At 73.0% G+C, this 26,219-nt stretch carries 20 protein-coding genes, 1 rRNA gene and 1 pseudogene; 5 read left to right on the forward strand and 17 right to left on the reverse strand.

All coding sequences use genetic code 11. The features are described from left to right. Nucleotides 1-68 precede the first annotated feature (68 nt). The 6 genes from ACWD4B_RS22580 to ACWD4B_RS22605 all read right to left on the reverse strand — a co-directional run bounded on the left by ACWD4B_RS22580 (nucleotide 69) and on the right by ACWD4B_RS22605 (nucleotide 8,072). Nucleotides 69-614 carry a hypothetical protein gene (locus tag ACWD4B_RS22580; protein ID WP_390781929.1) on the reverse strand — a complete coding sequence of 182 codons (546 nt, stop codon included), beginning with the start codon at nucleotides 612-614 and terminating at the stop codon, nucleotides 69-71. After that, nucleotides 599-1,726 carry a ParA family protein gene (locus ACWD4B_RS22585; protein WP_336416764.1) on the reverse strand — a complete coding sequence of 376 codons (1,128 nt, stop codon included), beginning with the start codon at nucleotides 1,724-1,726 and terminating at the stop codon, nucleotides 599-601. Before ACWD4B_RS22585 ends, ACWD4B_RS22580 begins: the two co-directional genes overlap by 16 nt. A 320-nt stretch (nucleotides 1,727-2,046) precedes the next feature. Beyond that, on the reverse strand, nucleotides 2,047-3,162 hold the full coding sequence (gene ald / locus ACWD4B_RS22590) for an alanine dehydrogenase (RefSeq protein WP_451422438.1): 1,116 nt from the start codon (nucleotides 3,160-3,162) through the stop codon (nucleotides 2,047-2,049). Between the two features lie 186 nt (nucleotides 3,163-3,348). Then, nucleotides 3,349-5,442, reverse strand: a complete 2,094-nt coding sequence (locus tag ACWD4B_RS22595) for a tetratricopeptide repeat protein (RefSeq protein WP_451422439.1) — start codon at nucleotides 5,440-5,442, stop codon at nucleotides 3,349-3,351. A gap of 250 nt (nucleotides 5,443-5,692) precedes the next feature. Beyond that, nucleotides 5,693-6,328 (reverse strand): NUDIX domain-containing protein, encoded by a 636-nt coding sequence (locus tag ACWD4B_RS22600; RefSeq protein ID WP_451422425.1) that lies wholly within the window; start codon nucleotides 6,326-6,328, stop codon nucleotides 5,693-5,695. Nucleotides 6,329-6,419: 91 nt separating this feature from the next. Next, complete coding sequence (locus tag ACWD4B_RS22605; protein ID WP_390781931.1) at nucleotides 6,420-8,072, reverse strand: CTP synthase; 1,653 nt, start codon at nucleotides 8,070-8,072, stop codon at nucleotides 6,420-6,422. Nucleotides 8,073-8,514: 442 nt separating this feature from the next. Between ACWD4B_RS22605 and ACWD4B_RS22610 the strand changes: the two genes are divergently transcribed. Further along, nucleotides 8,515-10,317 (forward strand): glycoside hydrolase family 15 protein, encoded by a 1,803-nt coding sequence (locus ACWD4B_RS22610; RefSeq protein ID WP_451422426.1) that lies wholly within the window; start codon nucleotides 8,515-8,517, stop codon nucleotides 10,315-10,317. Here the strand turns inward: ACWD4B_RS22610 and ACWD4B_RS22615 are convergent. After that, entirely contained in the window at nucleotides 10,289-11,611 is a 1,323-nt protein-coding gene (locus ACWD4B_RS22615) for an MFS transporter (RefSeq protein ID WP_451422427.1), read from the reverse strand. The genes ACWD4B_RS22610 and ACWD4B_RS22615 overlap by 29 nt on opposite strands. Before the next feature lie 51 nt (nucleotides 11,612-11,662). On the opposite strand from ACWD4B_RS22615, the gene ACWD4B_RS22620 reads away from it, so the two are divergent. Continuing rightward, a complete protein-coding gene (locus ACWD4B_RS22620) occupies nucleotides 11,663-13,333 on the forward strand; it encodes a PucR family transcriptional regulator (protein WP_451422428.1) in 1,671 nt (556 codons plus the stop codon). A 131-nt stretch (nucleotides 13,334-13,464) separates the two neighbouring features. On the opposite strand, the gene ACWD4B_RS22625 is transcribed toward ACWD4B_RS22620, so the two are convergent. The 3 genes from ACWD4B_RS22625 to recN form a co-directional block, all read right to left on the reverse strand. Next, nucleotides 13,465-14,577, reverse strand: coding sequence for a glycosyltransferase family 4 protein (locus ACWD4B_RS22625; RefSeq protein ID WP_451422429.1), 1,113 nt, complete (start codon nucleotides 14,575-14,577; stop codon nucleotides 13,465-13,467). Between the two features lie 136 nt (nucleotides 14,578-14,713). Beyond that, a complete protein-coding gene (locus tag ACWD4B_RS22630; RefSeq protein WP_451422430.1) occupies nucleotides 14,714-15,010 on the reverse strand; it encodes a hypothetical protein in 297 nt (98 codons plus the stop codon). A gap of 618 nt (nucleotides 15,011-15,628) precedes the next feature. Continuing rightward, nucleotides 15,629-17,428: a DNA repair protein RecN gene (gene recN / locus ACWD4B_RS22635; RefSeq protein WP_451422431.1), complete on the reverse strand. Its 1,800-nt coding sequence runs from the start codon at nucleotides 17,426-17,428 to the stop codon at nucleotides 15,629-15,631. 121 nt (nucleotides 17,429-17,549) lie between these two features. On the opposite strand from recN, the gene ACWD4B_RS22640 reads away from it, so the two are divergent. Next, entirely contained in the window at nucleotides 17,550-19,070 is a 1,521-nt protein-coding gene (locus ACWD4B_RS22640; protein ID WP_451422432.1) for a S41 family peptidase, read from the forward strand. 38 nt (nucleotides 19,071-19,108) lie between these two features. Here ACWD4B_RS22640 and ACWD4B_RS22645 read toward each other — a convergent pair whose 3' ends face one another. Genes ACWD4B_RS22645 through ACWD4B_RS22655 form a run of 3 tightly spaced genes read right to left on the reverse strand, consistent with a single transcriptional unit; the run spans nucleotide 19,109 to nucleotide 21,100 of the window. Further along, nucleotides 19,109-20,053, reverse strand: a complete 945-nt coding sequence (locus ACWD4B_RS22645; RefSeq protein ID WP_451422433.1) for an NAD kinase — start codon at nucleotides 20,051-20,053, stop codon at nucleotides 19,109-19,111. Further along, nucleotides 20,050-20,856: a TlyA family RNA methyltransferase gene (locus ACWD4B_RS22650; RefSeq protein WP_451422440.1), complete on the reverse strand. Its 807-nt coding sequence runs from the start codon at nucleotides 20,854-20,856 to the stop codon at nucleotides 20,050-20,052. Before ACWD4B_RS22650 ends, ACWD4B_RS22645 begins: the two co-directional genes overlap by 4 nt. Nucleotides 20,857-20,869: 13 nt before the next feature. Continuing rightward, nucleotides 20,870-21,100, reverse strand: coding sequence for a hypothetical protein (locus ACWD4B_RS22655; RefSeq protein WP_451422434.1), 231 nt, complete (start codon nucleotides 21,098-21,100; stop codon nucleotides 20,870-20,872). A 68-nt stretch (nucleotides 21,101-21,168) separates the two neighbouring features. Here ACWD4B_RS22655 and ACWD4B_RS22660 point away from each other — a divergent pair, with 68 nt between their 5' ends. Continuing rightward, nucleotides 21,169-21,516: a sterol-binding protein gene (locus ACWD4B_RS22660; RefSeq protein WP_390781950.1), complete on the forward strand. Its 348-nt coding sequence runs from the start codon at nucleotides 21,169-21,171 to the stop codon at nucleotides 21,514-21,516. 65 nt (nucleotides 21,517-21,581) lie between these two features. On the opposite strand, the gene ACWD4B_RS22665 is transcribed toward ACWD4B_RS22660, so the two are convergent. After that, nucleotides 21,582-22,604, reverse strand: a complete 1,023-nt coding sequence (locus ACWD4B_RS22665) for an HAD hydrolase-like protein (protein WP_451422435.1) — start codon at nucleotides 22,602-22,604, stop codon at nucleotides 21,582-21,584. Between the two features lie 80 nt (nucleotides 22,605-22,684). On the opposite strand from ACWD4B_RS22665, the gene ACWD4B_RS22670 reads away from it, so the two are divergent. Further along, nucleotides 22,685-23,989, forward strand: a complete 1,305-nt coding sequence (locus ACWD4B_RS22670) for a DUF1015 family protein (protein ID WP_451422436.1) — start codon at nucleotides 22,685-22,687, stop codon at nucleotides 23,987-23,989. Nucleotides 23,990-24,070: 81 nt separating this feature from the next. On the opposite strand, the gene ACWD4B_RS22675 is transcribed toward ACWD4B_RS22670, so the two are convergent. The 3 genes and pseudogenes from ACWD4B_RS22675 to rrf form a co-directional block, all read right to left on the reverse strand. Continuing rightward, entirely contained in the window at nucleotides 24,071-24,874 is an 804-nt protein-coding gene (locus ACWD4B_RS22675; protein WP_451422441.1) for a hypothetical protein, read from the reverse strand. A 249-nt stretch (nucleotides 24,875-25,123) separates the two neighbouring features. Beyond that, nucleotides 25,124-26,029, reverse strand: a pseudogene (locus tag ACWD4B_RS22680) (hypothetical protein); the annotation flags it as partial. 95 nt (nucleotides 26,030-26,124) lie between these two features. Further along, nucleotides 26,125-26,219, reverse strand: a 5S ribosomal RNA gene (gene rrf / locus ACWD4B_RS22685); the annotation flags it as partial.

The following is a 26,219-nucleotide window of genomic DNA, read 5'->3' on the forward strand; positions in this document are numbered from 1 at the left end:
GGTGCGGTGGCGGAGGGGCCCGTCGAACGGGCGGGCGGAGCTGAGGGGCAGGCTACCGGCGAACCGGCTCAGCGGCCCCGCAGGCGCCGCACGAGAATGCTCGCGTCGCCGCGCGACTCCAGGTCGGCGAGGACGACCGCGACGGCCTCCCGGACGATCCGGCCGCGGTCGACGGCGAGCCCGTGCTCGCCGCGCAGCACCAGCCGCGCGTGCTCCAGGTCCATGAGCTCCTCGGCGGAGACATAGACGGTGATCTTCTCGTCGTGGCGTTCACGGCCGCTGGGGCGGCGGTTGGCGGTGCGTGCGCGGCGCTTGCCCGGGGCGGTGGCCCCGTCCGTCCGCGCGGGGGCGGCAGCGGGGCGCTCGCGGCCTCCGTCCGGGCGGCGCGCCTCCTCCTGCTCCTGGCCCGCGGCCGGAGCGGCCGCGGCGCGTGCGGTGCCCTCCTGCGCGGCGGTCCGGCCCGGCTGCGCGGCGTCCGGTCCGTCACCCGGGCCGGGCACCCTCGGCGGCGTCTCGCCGTTCAGCTTCCGGCGGGGGGAGGAGGACTGGAGCCCCGACCCTCCGGTGGTGCGGAACAGTTCGTCGGCGCCGGGCAGACTCACTCGGCGTGACACCGGGCGAGCACCTCCCTGGCGAGCTGGCGATAGGCGGCGGCGCCGACGGAGTTGGACGCGTAGGTGGTGATGGGCTCGCCCGCGACCGTGGTCTCGGGGAAGCGCACCGTACGGCCGATGACCGTGTGGTAGACGTGGTCGTCGAAGGCCTCGACGACGCGCGCGAGGACCTCACGGCTGTGCACGGTCCGCGAGTCGTACATCGTGGCGAGGATGCCGTCCAGCTCCAGCTCGGGGTTGAGCCGCTCCTGGACCTTCTCGATCGTCTCGGTGAGCAGGGCCACTCCGCGCAGGGCGAAGAACTCGCACTCCAGGGGGACGATCACCTTGTGAGCCGCCGTCAGGGCGTTGACGGTCAGCAGGCCGAGCGACGGCTGACAGTCGATCACGATGTAGTCGTAGTCGGCCATCAGCGGCTTCAGGGCGCGCTGCAGGGTGGACTCGCGGGCGACCTCGCTGACGAGCTGGACCTCGGCCGCGGACAGGTCGATGTTGCTGGGCAGCAGGTCCATGTTGGGGACCGCGGTCTTCAGCAGGACCTCGTCGGCCGACATCCCGCGCTCCATCAGGAGGTTGTAGACCGTCAGGTCCAGCTCCATCGGGTTGACGCCCAGTCCGACGGAGAGCGCGCCCTGCGGGTCGAAGTCGACGAGCAGCACCCGGCGGCCGTACTCGGCGAGTGCGGCGCCCAGGTTGATGGTCGAGGTGGTCTTGCCGACCCCGCCCTTCTGGTTGCACATCGCAATGATTTTGGCCGGGCCGTGGTCCGCCAGCGGTCCGGGGATGGGGAAGTACGGCAGGGGACGCCCGGTCGGGCCGATGCGCTCGCGGCGCTGGCGCGCGGCGTCGGGGGCGAGCGTCGCGGCGTACTCCGGGTCCGGCTCGTATTCGGCGTCGGGGTCGTAGAAGTGACCGTCCGGCACTTCCTCGTACTCGGCGAGGCGTGCGGGGTCCGTGCTGTCCCGGCCGCCGGCCATGGCGTTCACGTGTTGACCGTCCATGCTCTGGTGGGCTGTCGTCATGGTCTGGATGTCGTGGTGTGCTGCGAAGGTGCGGACAGCGACGGAGCCGACAGCGTGAAGTCCCACGGGACTCCCGTTCTGCATAGGCATTCCTGGGTGACCACCCCCGGGAGCAAATGTCGACTCATTCACAAGTCGTCCTACCTCCTTGGTGACCAGGAAACATCTAGATAGGTCAGCGTGGCACCATGCCGACGGTTGGCGACTCTATGGCGTGTCGGCGGTCCGCAGCAACACAATCCGCCGGAGACGGCACGATGTGTCGGCAATCGAACACCCTTCTGTCAAGGGCGTACGCCCGGTAACCCGGAAGTTTCACAGGCGGCTGCAGCGGAGGTGGAAACACCCCGGCCGGGCCTTGCTCGGCAAGGCCCGGCCGGGGTGTGCTCCCGTCGTACGGGGTCGGCGGTTCAGCCGAGCAGGGTGCTCAGCTCGACCTGCGGCAGGCCGTGCGCCTCGGCGACGGGGCCGTAAACGACCTGTCCCTCATGGACGTTGAGGCCCTTGGCCAGAGCGGCGTCCCGGCTCAGCGCCTCCTGCCAGCCGCGGTTGGCCAGCTCCACGATGTAGGGCAGCGTGGCGTTGGTCAGCGCGTAGGTGGAGGTGTTCGGGACGGCGCCGGGCATGTTGGCGACGCAGTAGAACACGGAGTCGTGGACCGTGAAGGTCGGCTCGGTGTGGGTGGTCGGACGCGAGTCCTCGAAGCAGCCGCCCTGGTCGATCGCAATGTCGACAAGTACACTTCCGGGCTTCATCTTGGCGACGAGCTCGTTGGTGACCAGCTTCGGGGCCTTGGCGCCCGGGATCAGCACCGCGCCGATGACCAGGTCGGCCTCGGTGACGGCCTTCTCCAGCTCGAAGGCGTTGGAGACGATCGTCTGCACCTTGGTGCCGAAGACCTTGTCGGCCTCGCGCAGCTTGTTGATGTCCTTGTCGAGCAGGGTGACGTGGAAGCCCATGCCGACGGCGATCTGCGCGGCGTTCCAGCCGGAGACACCGGCGCCGATGACGACGGCCTTGCCCGCGTGGGTGCCCGGGACGCCGCCCGGCAGGACGCCGCGGCCGCCGGCCGAGCGCATCAGGTGGTAGGCGCCGACCTGCGGGGCCAGCCGGCCCGCGACCTCGGACATCGGGGCGAGCAGCGGCAGCGCGCGGTTGGCGAGCTCGACGGTCTCGTACGCGATGGCCGTGGTGCCCGACTGCAGCAGGGCGTCGGTGCACTCGCGGGAGGCGGCCAGGTGCAGGTAGGTGAAGAGGGTCTGGCCCTTGCGCATGCGGTGGTACTCCTCCGCAATGGGCTCCTTGACCTTCAGCAGCAGGTCGGCCGTGGCCCAGACCTCGTCGGCGGTGTCCAGGATGGCGGCACCGGCACCCACGTACTCGGCGTCGGTGATGGAGGAGCCGAGACCGGCCCCCTTCTCCACGAAGACCTGGTGGCCGTTGCGCACCAGCTCCAGCACACCGGCGGGGGTGATGGCCACGCGGAATTCGTTGTTCTTGACCTCGCGGGGGATGCCGACCTTCACGTCGATCACGGTCCTTGAATCAGAGAATGACAGGCTAATCCCGACATGCAGGGCACGCCAGGGCAGACCGCGTCGCTCGCGGCTCACCCAGTCTAATGAAGGATGGTTCGCTGTCTAGCCTTGCAATGCACCAATCTTTGCGGATACTGCCACTGATTTCGTAGGCGGCTCGCCGGTAACTGTGGGTCACCCCGAAGCAGCGGAACGGGCCGCCCCGAGCACCTCCGGAGCGGGCTCCTCCGCCGCGAGGAGCTCCCCGGCCGCCTGCCGGTGCTGCTCCGCCGCGACCGCGTCGCCGCGCCGCTCCAGGGCGTCCGCGAGCCGCAGCCGCGTCACGGCCTCCAGCCGGGTGTCCCCGGACTGCCGGGCGCACTCCGCCGCCTCCCGGCTGATGCGCAGCGCCTCCCGGGCGCGGCCCGCGTACTCCAGCACCAGGGCCGCCTCGCTCAGCGCCCGCGCATGGCCGGGCAGGTCCCGCAGCCGACGGCACACCGCGGCCGCGGCCCGCCAGTCGCGCAGCGCGTCGTTCCACTGCCCGGCCTGGGTGTGCACCGTGCCGAGCCGCCCGTACAGCCGTGCCTGCTCGGCGAGTTCACCCCGGGTCAGGCGCAGCTCCAGGCCCCGCCGGAACCAGTCGGCGGCCCGCTGCCAGTCGCCCAGCTCCTGGTGGGCGGCGGCGACGGACTCCAGGGCACGGCTGATCGCGTACGGGTCGCCGGCCTCGCGCGCGGACTGGAGCGCGTCCCGGTACCGGCCGAGCGCCTCCGCGGTGCGCCCGGCCCGGGTGTCCAGGTCGCCGAGGTTCAGCAGGGCGGCCGCCTTCTCCAGCGGCATCTCGCAGCGCCGCGCCACGTCGAGGACGAGCTGGTGCAGCCCGTAGAGCTCGGGGGCGGCGGCCTCGGCGCCCAGGTGCGCGGTCAGCGCCCGGGTCAGCGCCGAGACCAGCCGCCGGGCGAGGGTGTCCAGGCGGCCGTCCTCCACGGCCATCCGCGCCGCCGCCAGCAGCGCCGGGAGCCGGGCGTCGAGCCACTGGCCGGCGGCCGCGGGCGACGGGAAGCGCAGCGGCCGGGGCAGCTGGTCGATCCTGCGGCGCACCGACGGGTCGTCACGCTCGGTGGCCGCCCGGCAGGAATGCAGCTGCCGCACGGTCCGCTCCAGCATCCGCGCCCTGGCCAGTTCCACCTCCGTCTCCCGCTCCTGGGCCTCCAACAGGGCCCGCAGCAGCGGCGTCAGACAGCCCGGCACCCGGTACTGCGGCGGCAGCCCGCAGTCGGGCGCTCCCCCGGGGGTCTCGGGGCGCAGCATGCCCCGCACGGTGAAGTCCTCCAGCAGGCTCTCGGCCGTGGAGAGCGAACAGCCGGCCAGCGCGGAGGCGGTGTGCGCGTCGACGAGCCCGGCGGGGGCCAGGGCGAGCAGGTGCAGGGTGCGGGCGGCGGCCGCCGGCAGGGACTCGTAGGCGAGCCAGAACGCCCGCGCCAGCGGCCGCCCCGCATTCTCGGCCCCCTGCTCGCGCAGCCGCTTGACCACCTCGAGCACCGACATCTTGGGCCGGGCCGCCAGCCAGCCGCCGACCAGGATCAGCGCCGCGGGCTGGCTGCCGCACTCCTCGGCGACCGCCGCCGCGGCCACCGGGTCGCAGGTGATGCGGTGACCGCCGTACCGCTCCAGGAGTTTGACGGCGGCATGGGTGTCCAGCCCGCCGAGGGTGCACGGCCGGACGTCCGGCACCCCGGTCAGCGGGCCGCGGGAGACGGCGACGACGAGGCAGTCGGACTCGTCCGGCAGCAGCGGGTCGACCTGTTCGGCGCCCGCCGCGTCGTCCAGCACGATCAGCGCGCGGCGCCCGTCCAGGGCCCGGCGCAGGGCGGCGGCGAGCACGTCCTCCTCCGCCCCCGCGGGGACGGGCGCCCCGAGCGCGGCGAGCAGGGCCCGGGCGGTGCGCTCGGTGGGGACGGGCTCCCCGTCGGCACCCGTGAGGCGGGCGCGGAGTACTCCGTCCGGGTAGTCCCCGGCCAGCTGCCGGGCCAGCTCCTCGGCGAGCGCGGTGCGGCCGGAACCGGGCTGGCCGGCGATGAGCAGCACCCGGCTGCGGGGGCGTTTGCGACCCGAAAGAGTGTCGAGCCCGGCGCGCACGATGTCCTCGCGCAGCTCCTTGATCTCACGCGCCCTGCCGACGAAGGGGTGAGAGGGAGGCGGGGCCTGACGCCTCCTCACCCCGGTCTGCTGCGCTCTCCCGGCCTCCGCCACGGGTCCACTCCCGTCCACCTGCCGGCCGCGGATGCGGCCGTGACGCAACGAGCCTAGTTCACTGCGTGAGGCGCGAACGGATGCCGGGAGCCCGGCCCCGGAGAAGATCACCTATTCGGGTCGGCTGATGGTAGGCCCGGCGCGGGGAACTGCGCGAGCAACCACAGTGCACCCGCAGATGACGTGCCGCCTTCCCGGGGCGGTGCGTCGGCTGCAGGCCGCCGGTGGCTGGTCGCGCAGTTCCCCGCGCCCCTGACGGGGCGCCGCCCTCGGGGCGGAGCCCCTACGCCTCGAACGGCCGCGCCGGCCACGGCGCATCGGCCGGGCGCAGGGCATCGAGCCCGTCGCCCGTCCGCGCCGCGACCAGTGAAAGGACGCCCACCACCAGGCAGTTGTTGTGCAGCTCCCCCGCCAGCACGCCCCGCACCAGGTCCGCCACCGGAACCCTGGCGAGCTCCATGTCCGCCTCTTCCTCCTCGACGTCGAAGCGCTCGCCCTCCGCCTCGGAGATGCCGCGGGCGAGGAAGACGCGGACGGCCTCGTCGCAGCCGCCGGGCGTCGTGTAGACGTCGGTCAGCACCTGCCAGTCCTCGGCCTTGACGTGGGCCTCCTCGTACAGCTCGCGCTGGGCGGCCCGCAGCGGGTTCTCGCCGGGGACGTCCAGCAGGCCGGCCGGGATCTCCCACAGCTTCTGCCGCACGGGGTGCCGGTACTGGCGCAGCACCAGCACCCGGTCCCGGTCGTCCAGGGCGAGCACGGCGACCGAGCCGGGGTGCACCTGGTAGTCGCGCTTGACGACGGTGCCGTCCGGCATCACCACCTCGTCCGTGCGCACGCTCGTCTTGTTGCCGGTGAACGGCGTCTCGCCGGCGACGACGCGCCATTCCTCGGCGGTGTCCTTGATGACCGTGCTGCCCATGTCCGTCTGTCCGTCCTTACGTCTCCGGAAAGCAGAAACCGGGGCGAGGGGCTCCCGCAAGGGAGTCCTCACCCCGGTTCCACCGTACAGATCAGCCCTGCTGGCGCTGCACGGCCGCCTTGATCAGGCCCGCGAAGAGCGGGTGCGGGCGGGTCGGGCGCGAGCGCAGCTCCGGGTGGGCCTGGGTGGCCACCAGGTAGGGGTGCACCTCGCGCGGGTACTCGACGTACTCGACGAGCTTGTTGTCCGGGGAGGTGCCGGAGAACTGGATACCGGCCTTCTTCTCCAGCTCGGCGCGGTAGGCGTTGTTCACCTCGTAGCGGTGACGGTGGCGCTCCTCCACGTACGGCTGGTCGCCGTAGACCTCGCGGACGATGGAGCCCTCGGCGAGCTTGGCCGGGTACATGCCCAGGCGCATCGTTCCGCCCATGTCGCCCTCGCCGGCGACGATGTCCATCTGCTCGGCCATCGTGGAGATCACCGGGTGCGCGGTGGCCGCGTCGAACTCGGTGGAGTTCGCGCCCTCGATGCCGGCCAGGTTGCGGGCGGCCTCGATGACGACGCACTGCAGGCCGAGGCACAGGCCCAGCAGCGGGACCTTGTTCTCACGGGCGTAGGTGATCGCGCCGACCTTGCCGTCGACACCACGGTCGCCGAAGCCGCCGGGCACGCAGATCGCGTCCACGTCCGCCAGCTGCTTCTTGGCACCCGCGGGGGTCTTGCAGTCGTCGGAGGTGACCCACTTGATCTTCACGCGGGCCTTGTTGGCGAAGCCGCCCGCGCGGATGGCCTCGGTCACCGACAGGTAGGCGTCCGGCAGGTCGATGTACTTGCCGACCAGCGCCACGGTGACCTCGTGGTCGGGCTGGTGGACGCGCTCCAGCAGGTCGTCCCACTGCGCCCAGTCCACGTCGCGGAACGGCAGGTCGAGCTTGCGCACGACGTAGGCGTCCAGACCCTCGGTGTGCAGGACCTTCGGGATGTCGTAGATCGACTTGGCGTCGATCGCGGCGACCACGGCGTCCTCGTCCACGTCGCACATCAGCGAGATCTTGCGCTTGATGGCGGTGGGGACCTCGCGGTCGGCGCGCAGCACGATCGCGTCGGGCTGGATGCCGATGTTGCGCAGCGCGGCCACGGAGTGCTGGGTCGGCTTGGTCTTCAGCTCGCCGGACGGGCCGATGTAGGGCAGCAGGGAGATGTGGACGACGAAGACGTTGTCCCGGCCGACCTCGTGGCGGACCTGGCGGACGGTCTCCAGGAACGGCAGCGACTCGATGTCGCCGACGGTGCCGCCGACCTCGGTGATGACGACGTCGACGTCGTCGGTGGCCATGCGGCGGATGCGGTGCTTGATCTCGTTGGTGATGTGCGGGATGACCTGGACGGTGTCGCCCAGGTACTCGCCGCGCCGCTCCTTGGCGATCACCGAGGAGTACACCTGGCCGGTGGTGACGTTCGCGGAGCCGTCGAGGTCGACGTCCAGGAAGCGCTCGTAGTGGCCGATGTCCAGGTCCGTCTCGGCACCGTCGTTGGTGACGAAGACCTCACCGTGCTGGAACGGGTTCATCGTGCCCGGGTCGACGTTGAGGTACGGGTCGAGCTTCTGCATCGTCACCCGCAGGCCCCGCGCCTTCAGCAGCGCGCCCAGGCTGGAGGCGGTCAGCCCCTTGCCGAGCGAGGAGGCGACACCCCCGGTGACGAAGAGGTGCTTGGTCGTCGTGGGCTTTGCGGCAATGGCCAAAGGGGGGCTCCCGTGGTCGCGAGTGGAGGATGCGTACCGGCGATCACCCGGTTGTTTTCGGGGGTGCCGTCGCTGCGGTTGGGGGGTCTTGCGCCCTCCGGTCCACGGGGTACCAGGGTATCAGCGCCCGGAGCCGGGCGCGCCCGGTGACGCGGTGCGACGGCCTCGCGCCCCCTGCGTCACAGGCCACCCATTCGGCACAGATTCCGCCGCCAACCGTCGCGCGTGTCCCAACTCCGCGTCGTATCCTGCTCGGACACATGCAGCGAGCCGGCCGGCACGGCACCGTCTCTCCCCAGCTTCCCCCAGCTACCGCTGGGGGTGCCCCCAGGGAGGTGCCCCCCAGAAGATGCCCCCTGGAACCCGGAAGCAGAGCTCGCCGAAAGATCTCTTGACCGCCAAGGACCCCCCGGGGTCACGATGCCGTTCGACTGGAGATGACGTGGCCGGGCGTATCGAGGACTACGCACTGATCGGCGACATGCAGACCGCCGCCCTGGTCTGCCGGGACGGCACGGCCGACTGGCTGTGCCTGCCGCGATTCGATTCCCACGCGGCGTTCGCCGGACTGCTCGGCACGGAGGAACACGGCTACTGGCGGATCGGCCCGGCGCACCCCTCGGGGGCGGCTCCGCCGCGCGCCGACCGCCGCCGGTACCGGGGGGATTCCCTCGTGCTCGAATCCGAGTGGGACACTCCGCGAGGTACCGTCCGGGTGATCGACTTCATGCCTCCCCGTGACGGTGCCCCCCAGCTGATCCGGATCGTGGAGGGCGTCAGCGGCCGGGTGCCGATGCGCTCGGCGCTGCGGATGCGGTTCTCCTACGGGCGCGTCGTGCCGTGGGTGCACAAGGTGGGCGAGCGCACGGTGGCCGTCGCGGGCCCCGACTCCGTCTGGCTGGACACCGCGGCCGACACCTTCGGCAAGGACCTCACCACCTACTCCGACTTCACCGTCTCCCCCGGTGAGCGCGTCGCCTTCACCATCAGCTGGCAGCCCTCGCACCGCGAGGCGCCCGCGCTGCCCGACCCCGAGGGGTCGCTGGAGGCCACGGAGGAGTTCTGGCGGGAGTGGGTGGCGCACTGCACGTACCACGGCCCCTACCGGGACGCGGTGGTCCGCTCGCTGATCACCCTCAAGGCGCTCACCTACGCCCCCACCGGCGGCATCGTGGCCGCCCCCACCACCTCGCTGCCCGAGGAGATCGGCGGCGTCCGGAACTGGGACTACCGGTTCACCTGGCTGCGCGACGCCGCGATCACCCTCTCCTCCCTGCTGCGCACCGGCTACCGCGAGGAGGCCCGGGCCTGGCGCGAGTGGCTGCTGCGCGCGGTCGCCGGCGACCCCGAGAACCTGCAGATCATGTACGGCATCGCCGGTGAGCGAGAACTGGGCGAGAGCGAGCTGGACTGGCTGCCCGGCTACGAGAACTCCCGGCCCGTGCGCGTCGGCAACGGCGCCGCCGGCCAGCTCCAGCTCGACGTCTACGGCGAGGTCACCGAGGCCCTGCACCTGGCCCATATGACCGGGCTCGCCCGCAACGACTATGCGTCCCTGCTCCAGCTGCGGCTCATCGGCTACCTCGAGGACCACTGGACCGAGCCCGACGAGGGCATCTGGGAGGTGCGCGGCCCGCGCCGGCACTTCGTCCACTCCAAGGTGATGGCCTGGGTCGCCGTCGACCGCACCATCAAGCTCATCGAGTCCGGCGACGTCGACGGGCCGCTGGAGCGCTGGCGCGAGCTGCGCGAGGACATCCACCGGGACGTGTGCGACAAGGGGTACGACAAGGAGCGCAACACCTTCACGCAGTCCTACGGCTCGAAGGAACTGGACGCCTCCCTGCTGCTGATCCCGCAGATGGGCTTCCTGCCCCCCGACGACAAGCGCGTCATCGGCACCATCGAGGCCATCCAGCGCGAGCTGTCCACCCCCGACGGCTTCGTGCTGCGCTACCCGACCACCGGCTCCGAGGCCGGGGTGGACGGCCTCGAAGGGGACGAAGGGGCCTTCCTGGCCTGCTCGTTCTGGCTCGCCGACGACCTGGCGATGATCGGCCGGGTCGACGAGGCCCGCCAGCTCTTCGAGAAGCTGCTGGGCCTGCGCAACGACCTGGGCCTGCTCGCGGAGGAGTGGGATCCGCGGCTGCAGCGGCAGGTCGGCAACTTCCCGCAGGCGTTCAGCCACGTGCCGCTGATCGACACCGCGCTGCGGCTCACCGCGTCGAGCGCGTTCGGAGGCTGAACCACAGCGCGAGCGCCCCGACGGGAAGGGCGAGGACGGCTGCGGCGGCGTTGAGCCCGCCGTAGCCGTACACCGCGGTCAGCGCTCCGGAGAGCGCGCCGCCCGCCGCACCGACCAGGTTCATCAGGGTGTCCGACATCCCCTGCACCTCCGGGCGGTGCGCGGCGTCCACGGACTCGCTCAGCAGCGTCGACCCCGCGACCGTGGCGCAGGACCAGCCTGCGCCCAGCAGGAACAGCCCCGCCGCCACGGCCCATTGGCGGTTCCCCGCGGTGCCGGCCAGCAGGGTGGCGGCCACGTAGACCACCTGCCCCAGCAGGATCACCGGCACCCTGCCGAACCGGTCCGCCGCCCGGCCCACCAGCGGCGAGAGCGCATACATCCCGGCCACGTGCAGGCTGACCGTGAAGCCCACGATGCTCAACGAGGCGCCCTCGTGGGCGAGATGGACGGGCGTCATCGTCATCACGGAGACCATCACCGCATGCCCCAGCACCAGGGCGGCCAGGCCCGTCAACGCGGCCGGGGACGCGGCGACATGACGCAGCGCGGTGCGCATGCGGGCCGCGAAGCCCTCCTTCCGCTCGTCCGGGCCGGAGGCCTCGGGCTGCTGCTCCTGGGCCAGCAGGAGCGGGTCCGGTCGCAGGCCGGTGTGGATGATCAGCCAGCCGAGGAGGAAGGCCACCACCGAGAACACGAACGTCCCCGCCGCGTCCGGCAGTCCGAGCGGCCGGGCCAGCACCGCCCCGGGGCCGCTGAGGTTGGGTCCCAGCACGCTGCCGAGCGTCGTGGACCACACGACCAGGGAGAGTGCGCCCGCACGGGCGCGGGGCTCCGCGAGGTCGGTGGCCGCGTAGCGGGACTGCAGGTTGGCGGCGCTCGCCGCACCGATCAGCAGCATCCCCAGCAGGGTCACCGGCAGCAGGCCCGCCCCGGCCGCCAGCGGCACCGTCAGCGCCCCCGCGGCCGCGATCAGCCATCCCGCGCCGAGGCCGGTCCGGCGCCCGCGCGCCCGGGAGAGCGCGGCCAGCGGCACGGACAGCAGCGCCGCGCCGAGCGTGGCCAGGGTGGTGGCGAGGCCGGCCGTCGCCTGCGAGCCGGAGAGGTGCTCGACCAGCAGCCCGCCCGAGGAGATCATCGAACCCATGCCGACGCCGGCCACCACCTGTGCCGACATCAGCACCCTGAGTGTGCGGCGCTGGACCGCCGCCTTTTGAGTGCAGGCCTTCTGCTGTTCTGTCGATATACCGGATATCTCCGGCGAGTTGGGCGAGGGGCCGGGGGCTGCGGTCATGCGCGACAGCGTAGGGGCGCAGGTCCGCCCGCGGGACGGTAGGTTCCGGGCATGGAACAGCACGCCCTCCCGCCGGGCCCGCAGGGGACGATCACGGTGGCGCGCGCCCTCGAACTGCCCGCCCTGCGCCGGGGGCTGCCCGAGGTCGTGGCCGCCGCCGACCGGCTGCACCGGCCCGTGCGCTGGGTGCACGCGGGCGAGGCCCCCAACATCGCCGCCCTCCTCAAGGGCGGCGAGCTCCTGCTGACCACCGGGCTGGGCCTGGGCAGCCGCCCCGCCGAACAGCGGGCCTTCGTCCGGAGGCTGGCCGAACGGGACATCGCGGCCCTGGTCGTCGAGCTCGGGGCCCGGTTCCCCAGCCTGCCCGCCGCCGTGGTGGACACCGCCCGCTCGTGCGGGCTGCCGCTGGTCCAGCTGCACCGGGAGGTCCCGTTCGTCGCGGTCACCGAGGAGATCCACACCGAGCTCGTCAACCAGCACTACGCCCTGCTGCAGCGCGCCGAGGAGGTGCACCGGCAGTGCACCGAGGTGCTGCTGGGCGGGGGCGGTGTACCCGAAGTGCTGCGGCTGTTCGCCGACTTCACCGGCAACCCGGTCTTCCTGGAGACCGCGGAGGGGCGGCTGCTGTACGCCGCCGGGCCGGGAGGCGGGGGTGGAGGCCGGGGCGGGGGCGCCGATCCGCTCCAGGTCTGGGACGGGCTGCGGGGGGCCTCGCTCGCGGGCAGCGTCGTCACGGACGTGCCGGGGCAGGGGCCCGGGGCCGGTGCCGTGCGGGCCCGGCTCGTGGTGCTGCCCGTGAACGTGCCCCTCGCGCCCGTGCACCGCATCGCCGCCGACCGGGCCGCCGGGCTGCTCGCCGTCGTCCTGCTGCAGGCCCGCCAGGAGGAGGAACTTGCCGCCCGGGGGCGCGGCGACTTCCTCACCGACCTCGCCGGGGAGCGGCTCGACGCGGCGGACGCGCCCGCACAGGCCCGGGTGCTCGGCTTCCGGCCCGGCGACGGGCCGTTGCTGCCGCTGGTGATGCGGATGGCCACCGGCCTGGTGCCGGCGGACGGTTGGGCCGCGCTGGCGTGCGCGGTGCAGGAGGAGCTGCGGGCGGTGGGGGTGCCGCTGCTGCTGGGCGTACGACTCCCGGAGGGCCGTGTTCCGGTGCTGGCCGGGCTCCGGGACGAGGCCGAACGGGCCGCGGTGGCGGGGCGGGTGGCGGCCGCGCTGCGGTCCGGGGCGGAGCGGGCGGGCTTTCGGACGCCGCCGGTGGTCGTGGCCGGGGTCGCCTCGACGTGGGAGTCGGTGGGAGGTGCGCTGCGGCATGCCGCGGAGGCTGCTACGGCGGCGCAGGGGCTGCCGGACAGGGAGTGGTACGACGTGCGGCGGCTCGACGTGGACGTGCTGCTGTGGCGGTTGCGGGGTGACGGAGACCTGGCCGCTTTTGTCGAGCGGGTCCTCGGGCCGTTGCTGGCCCATGACCGGTCGGCGCGGCCCTCGTTGCTGCCGACGCTGGAGGCCTGCCTGGCGCACGCGGGGCGGAAGGCCGAGACCGCGCGGGAGCTGCACGTCAACCGGCAGACGCTGTACGACCGGCTGGGGCGGATCGAGCGGCTGCTGGGGGTCGAACTGGAGGATCCGGACGCGGCGCTGGCGCTGGGTGTTGCGTTGCGGGCGCGGCGGCACGTCGTGGGTCGGGGGTGGGGCGGGGGCGGGACGGGTCCTTCCGGGGACTGAACTTTTTGTGACGGTCCGTTCCGCGCGAGGGTGCCCCGCACTTTCGCCACAAAAAGTTTTTACGTCCCTCTCCAGGACCCGTCCCGCCCCCGCCCCACCCCCTCGCGCCCGTGGTCGGTCGCGTCGGTCGGTCAGTCGCGTCGGCCCAGTTCGTCGTACACGCTCAGGACGTGCGCCACCGTGTCGTCCTCCGACGGCCAGCCTGCCGCCTGGCGGCGTCCTGCTCGTACCAACCGGTCGCAGCGGATCGGGTCTTCCAGGAGCCGGGCCACTGCGTCGGCCAGTGCGGTCGCGTCTCCGCAGGGGACCAGTTCGGCCGCGTCGCCCACCAGCTCCGGGACTCCGCGGGCCTCCACCGCGACCAGTGGCACTCCGGCGTGGAGGGCCTCCTGGGCGAGGAGCGAGCGCGCTTCCCAACAGCCCGGCAGCACGGCCACATCGGCCACCGCCAGCAGCTCGGGCACGTCGTCACGTCGTCCGACCAACTGGACGGGGAGTCCCTCGGACTCGATCCTGCGCTGCAGCTGCGGCCGTTCACGCCCCTCTCCCGCCACGATCAGCAGCGGCTCAGGGTCCAGTTCCCGCCAGACCCGGGCCGCGTCCAGCAGTGTCCCGTAGCCCTGTCCGGGCTCCAGCCGGCCGACGGTCACCAGCAACGGCCGTGCCACCGCGCCCAGTTCAGCCCGTGCTTTGAGCCGCAGGGTGTCGTCCGGCTCGGGATCCGGCACGGGCCGCGGGGCCGGCACCGCCACCGGCGCCAGCCGGGCGTCGCGCGCCCCGCGCAGCCGCGCCTGGTCCACGAGCTCCGACGAAGCACCGAGCACCACCGCCGCGGTGCGCGCGGCACGGCGCTCCATCAGGCGCACGACATGGGCCCGCGTGCCCGCGGCACGCACCCGGGTGTGCCAGGTGACCACCAGCGGCGTCGGACGGCCGCGCAGCGCGAGCGCAGCCAGCACACCCGACTTCAGGCCGTGCGCGTGCACCACGTCCGCGCCCTCGCTGACCGCGCGGATGTCCGCGACGGCCAGGGCGTCCGTTCCCGGGCGCAGCGGGGTGAACACAGCGCCGGAGTCAGGGATTCCGAACTCCTCGCCCGTCCGCGGCGGCGCGCACACCGTCACCCGCAGCCCGTGCGCCACGAGCCCGGCAGCCAGCGACCGCACGTGTGCGCCGCTCCCGGCACTCCCGCTGCCCAGGACTTGAACGGCGTGCAGGGGCGGCCGGGCCGGTGTGCTGCTCACGCGGGGGAAGCTCCTGGGTCGTCGTCGGGCAGAGGCGTACGGCGAGGTGCTGCGCCCAGGATGCCAGCCCCCGCCGACATCCCGGCACCGCCGTACCGAGGGTCGGCCGCCCTACCTCGCCCGCACATCAACGGATTCACCCGCTTTGGGGACTCTTGACCTCCATGACCAGGGCCACGGCCACCAGGGCGGCGGCGTGCAACGCCAGCCCCGTACGGCCGTTGCCCGCCACCACGACCGTCCCGAGCCCGGCACCGAGGGCGTGCGCGCCGGTGTCGCCGAGCATGGTGCGCGCGGCGAGGTCGTCCTTCAACAGGGCCACGGCGGCACCGACAGGGGCGGCCGCCGCATCCACACCCCGCACCATTCCCGGCAGCCCGAGCGCCACCACGGCACCGGCGGCCCGACCGGGCCGGACGTCCAGCAAGTTCACGAGGTGTGCAGACCCGGCAATGACAACCCCCGCAAGCACCTTGTCGACCACCCGCGGCCGCAGCACAGCCCCGGCGACGAGCCCGGCGCCCCCGATCCCGAAGAGCTTGACCGCCCCGCTGGTGACTTCCCGCTCGCGCAGAGCGGCAAGGTGCGCCCGAAACCCCCGCCGGGAATCCCCGGCACCCGCATGGTCGTCGTAAGCCCCGCACACGGCAGAAGCCACAACAACCAACACCCCGGCCCCTCGATCCCGTGGAGGAAGAGAAGCGAACCCCGCAAGAACCCCCGCAGCCGCCGCAGGGCCGGCGCACAGATCAACGCCCCGCCCAGCGCGGTTGACCCGTTCCCACACCCGGGGCCCACCGGGTTTACGGGCACGCAAAGCCCCGTAAACCCCGCGCGAGACAAGAGAAGCAGCCCCGAACCCCAACCCCGCCCACTTCCGCTGCATGATCACCCACCCCAGGCTACAGAGGCCCCAAGCTACAGAGGTGGTGCCGAGACGGCGGCGCGAGGGGGCGGGGTGGGAGCGGGGCGGGCCCTGGAGAGGGACGTAAAAACTTTTTGCGGCGACAGGAGAGGGCACCCTCGCGTGGAACGGACCGCCGCAAAAAGTTCAGTCCCCGGAAGGGCCCGCCCCGCTCCCGGCCCGCCCCCGACCCGAACGACGGACGGCACCGGCCACGGCCAACAGCTCCTCCGCATGCGCCCGAGCCGACTCCGAGTCCTCCTGGCCGGCCAGCATCCGGGACAACTCCCGCACCCGGGCCTCGCCCTCCATGGCCCGCACCCCGCTCCGCGTCACGGACCCGTCATGCGTCTTCTCAACAACCAAATGCCGGTCCGCAAAAGCAGCAACCTGCGGCAGATGCGTCACCACAACAACCTGCGCGGATTCCGCGAGCTTGGCGAGCCGCCGCCCGATCTCGACAGCAGCCCTGCCTCCAACCCCCGCATCAACCTCATCGAACAAATACGTAGGCACCGGATCGGTCCCGGCAAAGACAACCTCGACGGCCAGCATCACCCGCGAGAGCTCACCCCCCGAGGCCCCCTTGGCGATGGGCCGCGCCTGAGCGCCCGGATGCGGGGTGAGGAGCAGCTCGACCTCGTCGGCCCCGTACGGGCCGTACTCGACAGCGCGCCCGGCGACCTCGATACCGGCCTCGGCGTCCGCCGCCTCGGACTGCCGCACCGAAAAAGCCACCCGCGCATGCGGCATGGCCAGCTCCGCCAACTCCGCGGTGACCGCGTCAGCGAAACGCTTCGCCGCTTCCGCCCGTGCCTCGCTCAGCTCCTGTGCCAGCGCCCCGAGTTCGCCCCGCAACGCATCCCGCTCGGCGACGAGCTCGCCGATCCGGTCGTCATCGCCGTCCAACTCGCCGAGCCGCTCGGCACTCCGCTCGGCCCACGCGAGCACTTCCTCCACATCCGACCCGTACTTGCGCGTCAGATGGGCAAGAGCGGCCCGCCGCTCCTCCACGGCGGCCAGCCGCCGCGGATCGGCGTCAAGATCATCCGCATACCCCGCAAGCTCCCCGGCCACGTCCCCCAGCAGGATCCCGATCTCCCCGAGCCGCTCGGAAAGCCCCGCGAGAACAGGATCATGGGCCCGAACAGCCTCCACGGCCCGCAACGCCCCGGCGACCAGCGTCGCCGCATCAACACCCTCAGGATCCTCGGGATTGCCGACGACGGCCGCATGCGCCGCAGTGGCCGCAGCGGCGAGCGCCTCGGCGTGCCCGAGCCGCTCGGCCTCGGCGGCCAGTTCGGTGTCCTCGCCGGCCACCGGCTCGACGGCGGCGATCTCGTCCAGGCCGAAGCGCAGCAGATCCGCTTCCTGGGCGCGCTCGCGCGCCCGCGTGGTCAGCTCCGTCAGCTCGGCGGCGACGGCGCGCAGCCGGCGGTGGACGTCGGTGTACTTGGCCAGCGGCACGGACACCGCGGCGCCCGCGTACCGGTCGAGGGCCTCCCGCTGCCGGGCGGACCGCAGCAGCCCCTGCTGGTCGGTCTGCCCGTGGACGGCGACGAGTTCCTCGGAGAGCTCGCCCAGCAGCCCCACGGGCACGCTGCGCCCGCCGAGATGGGCGCGCGAGCGCCCCTCCGCGGAGAGGGTGCGGCTGATCAGCAGCGTGCCGTCGTCGAGTTCGGCACCCGCCTCCTCCGCCCGTACGGCCACGGCCGAACCGCGGTCGACGGCGAGTCGGCCCTCGACCACCGCAGCCTTGGCCCCGACCCGCACCAGCGCAGGGTCGGCGCGCCCGCCGAGCAGCAGCCCCAGGCTCGTGACCACCATGGTCTTGCCGGCACCCGTCTCGCCCGTCACCGCGGTGAAACCGGGTGACAGCTCGACCACCGCGTCGTCAATGACGCCCAAGGACCGGATCCGCATCTCCTCCAACACGGATACGACCATACGAGGTTCCGGGGCCGCCTCGCGACGGCCTCCCCCACTCACCCTCCTGGGGGCAGCCCCACCACCGGTCCGGGTGACCGCTCCATGGCCCCGACAGCCCTTGCGGGGCCAGGCTCGGAGCATGACCACCCGAGTCCGCGGCCGCCGCGCCGCCACGATCGTGCTCGCCACCGCCGTCACCCTGGCCACCGTCGCGGGCGCCACGGCCGTGGCCGCCGGCTCACGCTCCCCGGGCTCCCTGGACGGCGTGTGGCGGACGGACGGCTACGGAACGGTCGTCTCCGTCGACCAGGACGGCCGCCGCCTGCGCAGCTACGAGACCACGGCCGCCGGCTGCCTGCCGAGCGGCATGGACACGTCCCGCCCCCGCGCCGACGGCCCGTTCCGGCAGCAGGGCGAGGCCCCGGTCACGCTGACCGCCGCCGGTCCCGGCCGCGCCCGGCTGAGCCAGGCGGACGACGCCGGCCACCGCACCCTGCGGCGCATCGCCGCCCTGCCCGCCGCCTGCCGCGACCCGCACCCGGCCCAGGACCCGCGGGCGGTCTTCGACACCTTCTGGCAGACGTACGCCGAGAACTACCCCTTCTTCGCCGCCCGCGGCATCGACTGGCAGGCCGTACGCGACCGCTACCGCCCCCGGGTCAGCGCCCGGACCACCCCGGACGAACTGTTCGCCGTCCTGCAGCAGATGATCGAGCCGCTCCGCGACGGCCACACCTACCTGAAGAACGGCGCCGGCGACGACTTCACCAAGCTGTACGCGGGTCACCGCGCGGACACCACCACGCCGACGCGCGAGTCGATCGCGCGCATCGACAAGGCGGTCGCGCACGCCGTCGGCGTTCCCCTGCAGTCCTGGGCGCAGGGCGCCGTCTCCTACGCCGACCTCCCGGACGGCACCGGCTACCTGCGCATCACGCGCTTCGAGGGCTACACGAAGGACGGCACGTACGAGGCGGACAGCGCCGAACTCGACCGCGCCCTGGACGCCGTCCTCACCCCGGAACGCACGGCCTCCCTGCGCGGCCTGGTCCTCGACCTCCGCTTCAACGGCGGCGGTTCGGACCGGCTGGGCCTGCGCGTGGCCGAGCGGCTGACGGACCGTCCGTACACCGCCTACCTCAAGCACGGGCGCAACGACCCGCAGAACCCGGGGAGTTTCACGCCCGCCGAGCCGGTGCGGGTCGCCCCGCACCGCGGCGGCCCGGTCTGGACGGGCCAAGTGGCCGTCCTCACCGGCCGCCTGACGATCAGTGCGGGCGAGACCACGACGCAGGCCCTCATGGGCCGCACACCCGCGCCCGTCCGCATCGGCGAGAACACGCAGGGCTCGTTCTCGGACGTCCTGGACCGCCGCCTCCCGAACGGCTGGACCTTCGGCCTGCCGAACGAGGAGTTCGTGGACGCCCGGGACGGCAGGACGACGTACGACATCCGGGGTATCGCCCCGGATGTCGTGACGCCGGTCTTCACGGAGGAGGAGCTGGCCTCGGGCCGTGATTCGGCGCTGGCGGAGGCCAGGCGCCCCGTCAGGGGCGCGGGGAACTGCGCGAGCAACCACGACGCGCCCGCAGTCGAGGTTCTCGGGGCTTCGCCCCGGACCCCTGGGGTGGTGCGTCGGCTGCAGGCCGTCGGTGGCTGATCGCGCAGTTCCCCGCGCCCCTTCAGGGCGCAACCGCACTAGTGCGGCGCCCCCCGCCACCCGGCAACGGGCAACGCGAACTTCGCGACCAACCGGTCGGTGAACGAAGCATGATGCAACCGCGCCAAGCGCACCGGCACGGCCCCCCGCCGCACCTCCACCCGCGCCCCGGCCGGCAGCTCCACGCTGCGCCGGCCGTCGCACCACAGCACCCCGTTCGGCGTCTCCGGCTGCACCTCCACCGCCAGCACCGAATCCGGCGCCGTCACCAGCGGCTTGGCGAACAGCGCGTGCGCGCTGATCGGCACCATCAGCAGCGCCTCGACCTCGGGCCACACCACCGGCCCGCCGGCCGAGAACGCATAGGCGGTCGACCCGGTCGGCGTCGCGCACACCACACCGTCGCCGCCGAACCGCGACACCGGCCGCCCGTCCACCTCGGTGACGACCTCCAGCATGCGCTCGCGCGCCGCCTTCTCCACGGACGCCTCGTTCAGCGCCCAGTCCCGGTGCACGATCTCGCCGTCGGTGCGCACGAGCACGTCGAGGGTCATCCGCTCCTCGACCTCGTAGGCGCGCGTCACGACACGGTCGACGACCTTGTCCAGGTCGTCCCGCTCGGCCTCGGCCAGGAAGCCGACCCGCCCAAGGTTGACGCCCAGCATGGGCACCCCGGACACCCGGGCGAACTCGGCGCCGCGCAGCAGCGTGCCGTCACCCCCCAGCACCACCAGCAGTTCGCAGCCCGCGAGGGCGTCCGGGTGTCCGGGTCCCGTCTCCACGCGCTCGGCCGAGGCCGGCAGCGGCAGGTCGCAGGCCTCCTCGGCGAGGACCCGCACCCCGATGCCGCAGCGCAGCAGCCCGTTGACGACGAGTTCCGCACTCCGGATGGCCGCGGGCCGTCCCGTGTGCGCGAGAAGGAAGACGGTGCGTGAGCCCGTCCCGGACGGTGTTGCTGTCGATGGTGCTTCTGAAGTGGTCAACGGGGCCCCTCCGCCACTGCACGGTCAACGTCCGCCGGGTCCAGTTCGGGCGCACCGGCGCGCAGCCACAGAAAGTACTCGACGTTGCCGGAGGGCCCCGGCAGCGGGCTGGCCGTAACCCCGAGTACGCCCAGTCCGAGCTCGGCGGCGCGCCCGGCGACGCCGCGCACGGCCTCGGCGCGCAGCTCGGCGCTGCGCACCACGCCGCCGCTGCCCAGCCGCTCCTTGCCCACCTCGAACTGCGGCTTGACCATGAGCACGAGGTCGGCGTCGGGGGCCGCACAGCGCACGAGCGCGGGCAGCACCAGGCCGAGCGGGATGAAGGACAGGTCGCCGACGACGATGTCGACGGGCACGTCGTCGATCTGCTCCAGCGTCAACTCGCGTACGTTCGTACGGTCCTTCACGGTGACCCGCTCGTCGCTCTGCAGCGACCAGGCGAGCTGCCCGTAGCCGACGTCGACGGCGACGACATGGGCCGCGCCGGACCGCAGCAGGACGTCCGTGAACCCGCCCGTCGACGCCCCCGCGTCCAGCGCCCGGCGGCCCTCCACCACGAGGCCCCGAGGCACGAAGGCGGCCAGCGCACCTGCGAGCTTGTGCCCGCCGCGCGAGACGTAGTCCGGATCGCTCTCGTCACCGACGACGACGAGGGCCGCGCTGGTCTCCACCTGGGTGGCGGCCTTGGACGCGGTCGCCCCGCCGACGGTGACGCGGCCGGCCGCGATCAGCTGGCTCGCGTGCTCGCGCGAACGGGCCATTTTGCGGCGCACCAGCTCGGCGTCCAGTCGGCGGCGGGTCACTGCCACGTGCGGTTCAGCTCCTGTTGTCGTGCGAGTGCGGAGGCCCGGGCGGGCCGGGGCGCTGGTCGAGCGCGGCGAGCGTCTCGCGCAGCCCCCTGTGTACATCCTCGTACACCTCCAGGTGACCGCTCACCGCGAGGTGGTCGGCGTCGGCGAGCCGGGCCAGCCCGGCGTCCACCTCGGGGTGGCCGGTGGGGGTGCACACGACGCCGAGGGGCTGCGTCGGGTCGGTCACGTCGGTCATGACTCCGACGCTACCCCGGAACGGATGTTTCCCGGCGTTGCCCTCTCCCTGCGGTACCGTCCATGACGATGGCGACCATCGAGGAGTGCCGTGACGCACTCGAACGGCTGGCGGAGCACCTCGCGGGGGCGAGCGGCGAGTTCCGCGCCGCGGCCGCGCCCGACCGCTCCCTGAGCTGCCACCTCACGGACCTCGGCGTGACCTTCGTGGGCCACCTCAGGGAGGGCCGCATCCAGGACGTCCGCACGGTGCAGGACGTCCCGGAGCGGCGCGCCGAGATCGGCCTGGAGATGACCGGCGACGACCTGGTGGCCCTGGTCGACGGCCGGCTGAACTTCGCCCGCGCCTGGGCCGGCGGCCGCGTCAGGATCCAGGCGAGCCTGCGGGACGTACTGAGACTGCGGTCACTGCTCTAGTACCGCGCCCCGAAGGGGCGCGGGGAACTGCGCGCCCAGCCACGGACGGCCCGCAGCCGAAGCCCTCAAAGCCCCAGCCGGGCCAACCCCTTCCCGGCGTCCAGCCCGCACACCCCGTCCCCCGCGGCACTCCAGCCCGCCGCGCACAGCGCCCGCAGCCCGTCGACGGGCTCGCCCTCGCCGTCCAGCACCAGCTCGTCGCCCCGCACGGACGCGGTCCAGCCGCCGCAGCGCCCGTCCTCCGTCACCACGGGCTGCGGGACCAGCAGCCCCCGCAGGTCCTCGGCCACGAACGTCGGCCGGTGCCGCGGCTCCGCCGCGATCAGCTCCGCCGCCGACGTCACCCCGGTGAGGACCAGCAGCGAGTCCACGCCGCCGACGTACGCCCCCTCGATGTCCGTGTCGAGCCGGTCCCCGACCACCAACGGCCGCTCCGCGCCGGTCCGCAGGATCGTCTCCCGGTGCATCGGGGGCAGCGGCTTCCCCGCCACCTGCGGCACCGCGCCCGTCGCCAGGCCCACCACACGCACCGCCGCGCCGTTCCCCGGCGCGATCCCCCGGGCGCTCGGGATGGTCAGGTCCGTGTTCGACGCGAACCACGGCACCCCCCGCGCCACCGCGTACGAGGCCTCCATCAGCCGTCCCCACGGCATCTCCGGCCCGCCGAACCCCTGGGCCACGGCGGCCGGGTCGTCGTCCGCCGACTCCACCGGCACCAGCCCGCGCTCGCGCAGCGCGACCCGCAGCCCCTCCGCACCGATCACCAACACCTTCGACCCGGCGGGCAGTCGGTCCGCGATCAGCCGGGCCACCGCCTGAGCCGAGGTGATCACGTCCCCCGGCTCGGCGGGCACCCCGAGCTCCGTCAGGTGAGCGGCCACCGTGGCCGGCGTCCGGGCCGCGTTGTTGGTCACGTAGGCGAGGTGCATCCCGCCCGCCCGGGCCGTCCCCAGCGACTCCACGGCGTGCACGATCGCCTCGCCGCCCGCGTACACCACGCCGTCGAGATCCAGCAGTGCGGTGTCGTAGGCCTCGTTCAGCCGCAGCTCACTGGCGCTCGGCCGGGTCCGGACGGTCTGCTGGTTCATGCTGTGATCGCTCCCTGTGCTGTATGTCTCTTCCTCGATCATTTCATTGCCGCACGGGCCCCGGGACATAGCATTTCCCAATGAGCACTCCAGGGCGTGGCCGCGCCGGCCACACAGGACAGGGGCTCCGGCTCGCCCCCTTCCGAGGGCTGCGCTACGTGCCCGAGCGGGTGGGCAGCCTCGCAGCCGTCACCTCGCCGCCGTACGACGTCGTCGTGCGCCCCGACGGCCTGCGCCTCCTGGAGACCGCCGACCCGTACAACATCGTCCGGCTCATCCTCCCCCAGGCCGCCACCGCCGCCGACCGGCACCGCCTGGCCGCGGAGACGCTGCGCCGCTGGCAGGACGAGCATGTCCTGGCCCCCGACCCCGAGCCCGCGCTCTACGTCTACGAGCAGCGCGGCGAGGGCATTCTGCAGCGCGGCCTCATCGGCGCGCTGCGCCTCACGCCCCCCGAGGAGGGCGTCGTCCTCCCCCACGAGGACGTCATGCCGCACATCGTCGAGGACCGCACGGCCCTCATGCGCGGCACCGGCGCCAACCTCGAACCCCTGCTGTTCTCCTACCGCGGCAACGGCGACGGCATGACGGGCGCGGCCGGCGTCATCGAACGGGTGATCCGCACCGAGCCGCTGCTCTCCACCGCCACCGACGACGGCTACGCCCACCGCCTGTGGTCCGTCACCGACCCCGGCGACCTGGCCCGCATCGACGAGGACCTCTCCCACCAGCAGGCCCTCATCGCCGACGGCCACCACCGCTGGGCCACCTACCTGCGCCTGCGCGCCGAGCAACCGGCCCCCGGCCCCTGGGACTTCGGCCTCGTCCTGCTCGTGGACACCGCCCGCTACCCGCTCCGCGTCCGGGCCATCCACCGCCTGCTGCACCGCCTCCCGGCCGCCGAAGCGCTGGCCGCCCTGGGCGGCTCCTTCCGGGTCCGCACCGTGGAAGGCCCCCTGCCGCGCGCCCTGGAGGCCCTGGCGGAAGCGGCCGTGGGCGAGGAGCCGGGCAACGCCTTCGTCCTCGCCGGCGACGGCCGCTTCCACCTGATCGACCGGCCCGACCCGGACCTCCTGGCCCGGACGATCCCCGCCGACCGCCCCCGGGCCTGGCGCGAACTCGACGCCACGGTCCTGCACTCGACGCTCCTGGAGCACGTCTGGCGGGTGCCGGACGACCCCGAGCACATCGGCTACATCCACGACACGGCGGCCGCGGTCGAGCAGGCGGAACGCCACGGCGGCACGGCCGTGCTGATGCACCCCGTCCGCGAGGACGTCGTGCGCGAACTCGCCGAGCAGGGCGTCACGATGCCGCGCAAGTCGACGTCGTTCGGCCCCAAGCCGGCGACGGGCCTGGTACTGCGGAGCCTCGCGCTGAACTGAGACGCACAAGATGCGCTGAATGCACGAAGGGCGGAACTCCCGGATCGATTCCGGGAGTTCCGCCCTTCGCATGGTCAGCGATCAGCTCTCGTTGCTGGCGTCCTTCTTGTCCTTCTTGTCGCCCTCGGTGCCGGCGGCCTCAACGGCGTCGGCGGCGTCAGCGGCCGTGCCGTCCTGCTCCTCGGCCTCCCCGTCCTCCTCGAGCGCGTCCGTGAACTCCACGCCGTCCAGCTCGGCGAGCCGGTCGGAGGCATTCGTCGTGCCGCCCTGGTCGGCCTCCAGAGCCTTGGCGAACCACTCGCGCGCCTCGCTCTCGCGCCCCACCGCGAGCAGCGCCTCGGCGTACGCGTAGCGCAGGCGGGCGGTCCACGGCTGGACGGAGTTCGACGCCAGCTCGGGGCTCTGCAGCGTGACCACTGCAGCCTCGGCCTGGCCCATGTCCTTGCGGGCGCCGGCGGCCACCAGGCGCATCTCGACCTGGCCGGCCTTGTCCAGCTTCTGTACCTCGGGCTCACCGGCCATCGCCAGCGCACGCTCCGGACGGCCCATGCCGCGCTCGCAGTCCGCCATGACGGGCCACAGCTCGACGGAACCGGTCATCCGCCGCGCGGCACGGAACTCGGCCAGCGCCTCGGAGTACTTGCCGACCGCGTACGCGGCGAAGCCGGCGGCCTCGCGCACGGCGGCGACACGGGAGGCGAGACGCAGGGCGATCCGCGCGTACTCGTAGGCCTGATCCGGCTCCTCGTCCAGCAGCTTGGCCACCATGACGAGGTTGCGGGCGACGTCCTCGGCAAGCGTCTTGGGCAGGCTCATCAGCTCCTGCCGGACGTCCTTGTCGATCTCCTCGCCGGTCACGTCGTCCGGAATCGGCAGGCGCTTCACCGGCTCGCGGTCGCCACGGTCCCGGTCACGGTCCCGCGTGCGGTCGTCGCGACGGCCGTAACCGCCCGAGCGGTCGTCGCGGCCGCGGTAGCCGCCACGCTCGTCATCACGGCGCGGACCGCGCGGGCCACGGTCGCCGCGGTCGTCCCGGCGGAAACCACCACGGTCGTCGTCACGGCGGAAGGACGGACGGTCGTCACGACGCTCGTCACGACGGAAGCCACCACCGCGCGAGTCGTCACGGCGGAAGCCGCCACGGTCGTCGTCACGGCGCGGACCACGGTCATCACGACGGAACGACGGACGCTCGTCACGACGCTCGTCACGACGGAAACCACCACGGTCGTCATCGCGGCGCGGACCACGGTCATCACGACGGAACGACGGACGCTCGTCACGACGGTCGTCGCGGCGGGGGCCACCACGGTCGTCGTCACGGCGGAAGGAGGGACGGTCGTCGCGACGCTCGTCGCGGCGGAAGCCGCCACGGTCGTCGTCACGGCGCGGACCACGGTCATCACGACGGAAGGAGGGACGGTCATCGCGACGCTCGTCACGGCGGAAGCCACCACGGTCATCATCGCGACGCGGACCACGGTCATCACGACGCTCATCGCGACGGAAACCACCACGGTCATCGTCACGGCGACCGAAACCACCGCCGGCAGGACGGCCACCACGGTCGTCGCGGCGGAAGGAGGGACGGTCGTCACGACGGTCGTCGCGGCGGAAACCGCCACGGTCGTCATCGCGGCGCGGACCACGGTCGTCGCGACGGAAGGACGGGCGGTCGTCACGACGCTCGTCACGGCGGAAACCACCACGGTCGTCATCACGGCGCGGACCACGGTCATCACGACGCTCATCGCGACGGAAACCACCACGGTCATCGTCACGGCGGAAGGAGGGACGGTCGTCGCGGCGCTCGTCACGGCGGAAGCCGCCACGGTCGTCGTCACGACGGCCGGAGCCACCACCAGTGGGACGGCCGCCGCGGTCATCGCGACGGAAGCCGCCGCGCTCGTCGTCGCGGCGGAAGCCGCCACCGTCGCGACGCGGGCCGCGCGGGCCACCGCGGCGCGGGTCGCCGCCCGATCGATCGTCGCGAGAGTTGGTGGGCATCGACGTGACTCCTGTCTTGAGGTACGCAGTCATTCTCGCGCACCCGGTCGACGGGCGCGCTTCGACATAAAACAAAAAGGACCCTTGGTCCCAGCGTGAACGCTGGGACCAAGGGTCCTTGAAAGATTGTTCGGCGGCGTCCTACTCTCCCACACGGTCCCCCATGCAGTACCATCGGCGCTGAAAGGCTTAGCTTCCGGGTTCGGAATGTAACCGGGCGTTT

Source organism: Streptomyces sp. NPDC002536 (assembly GCF_053594995.1).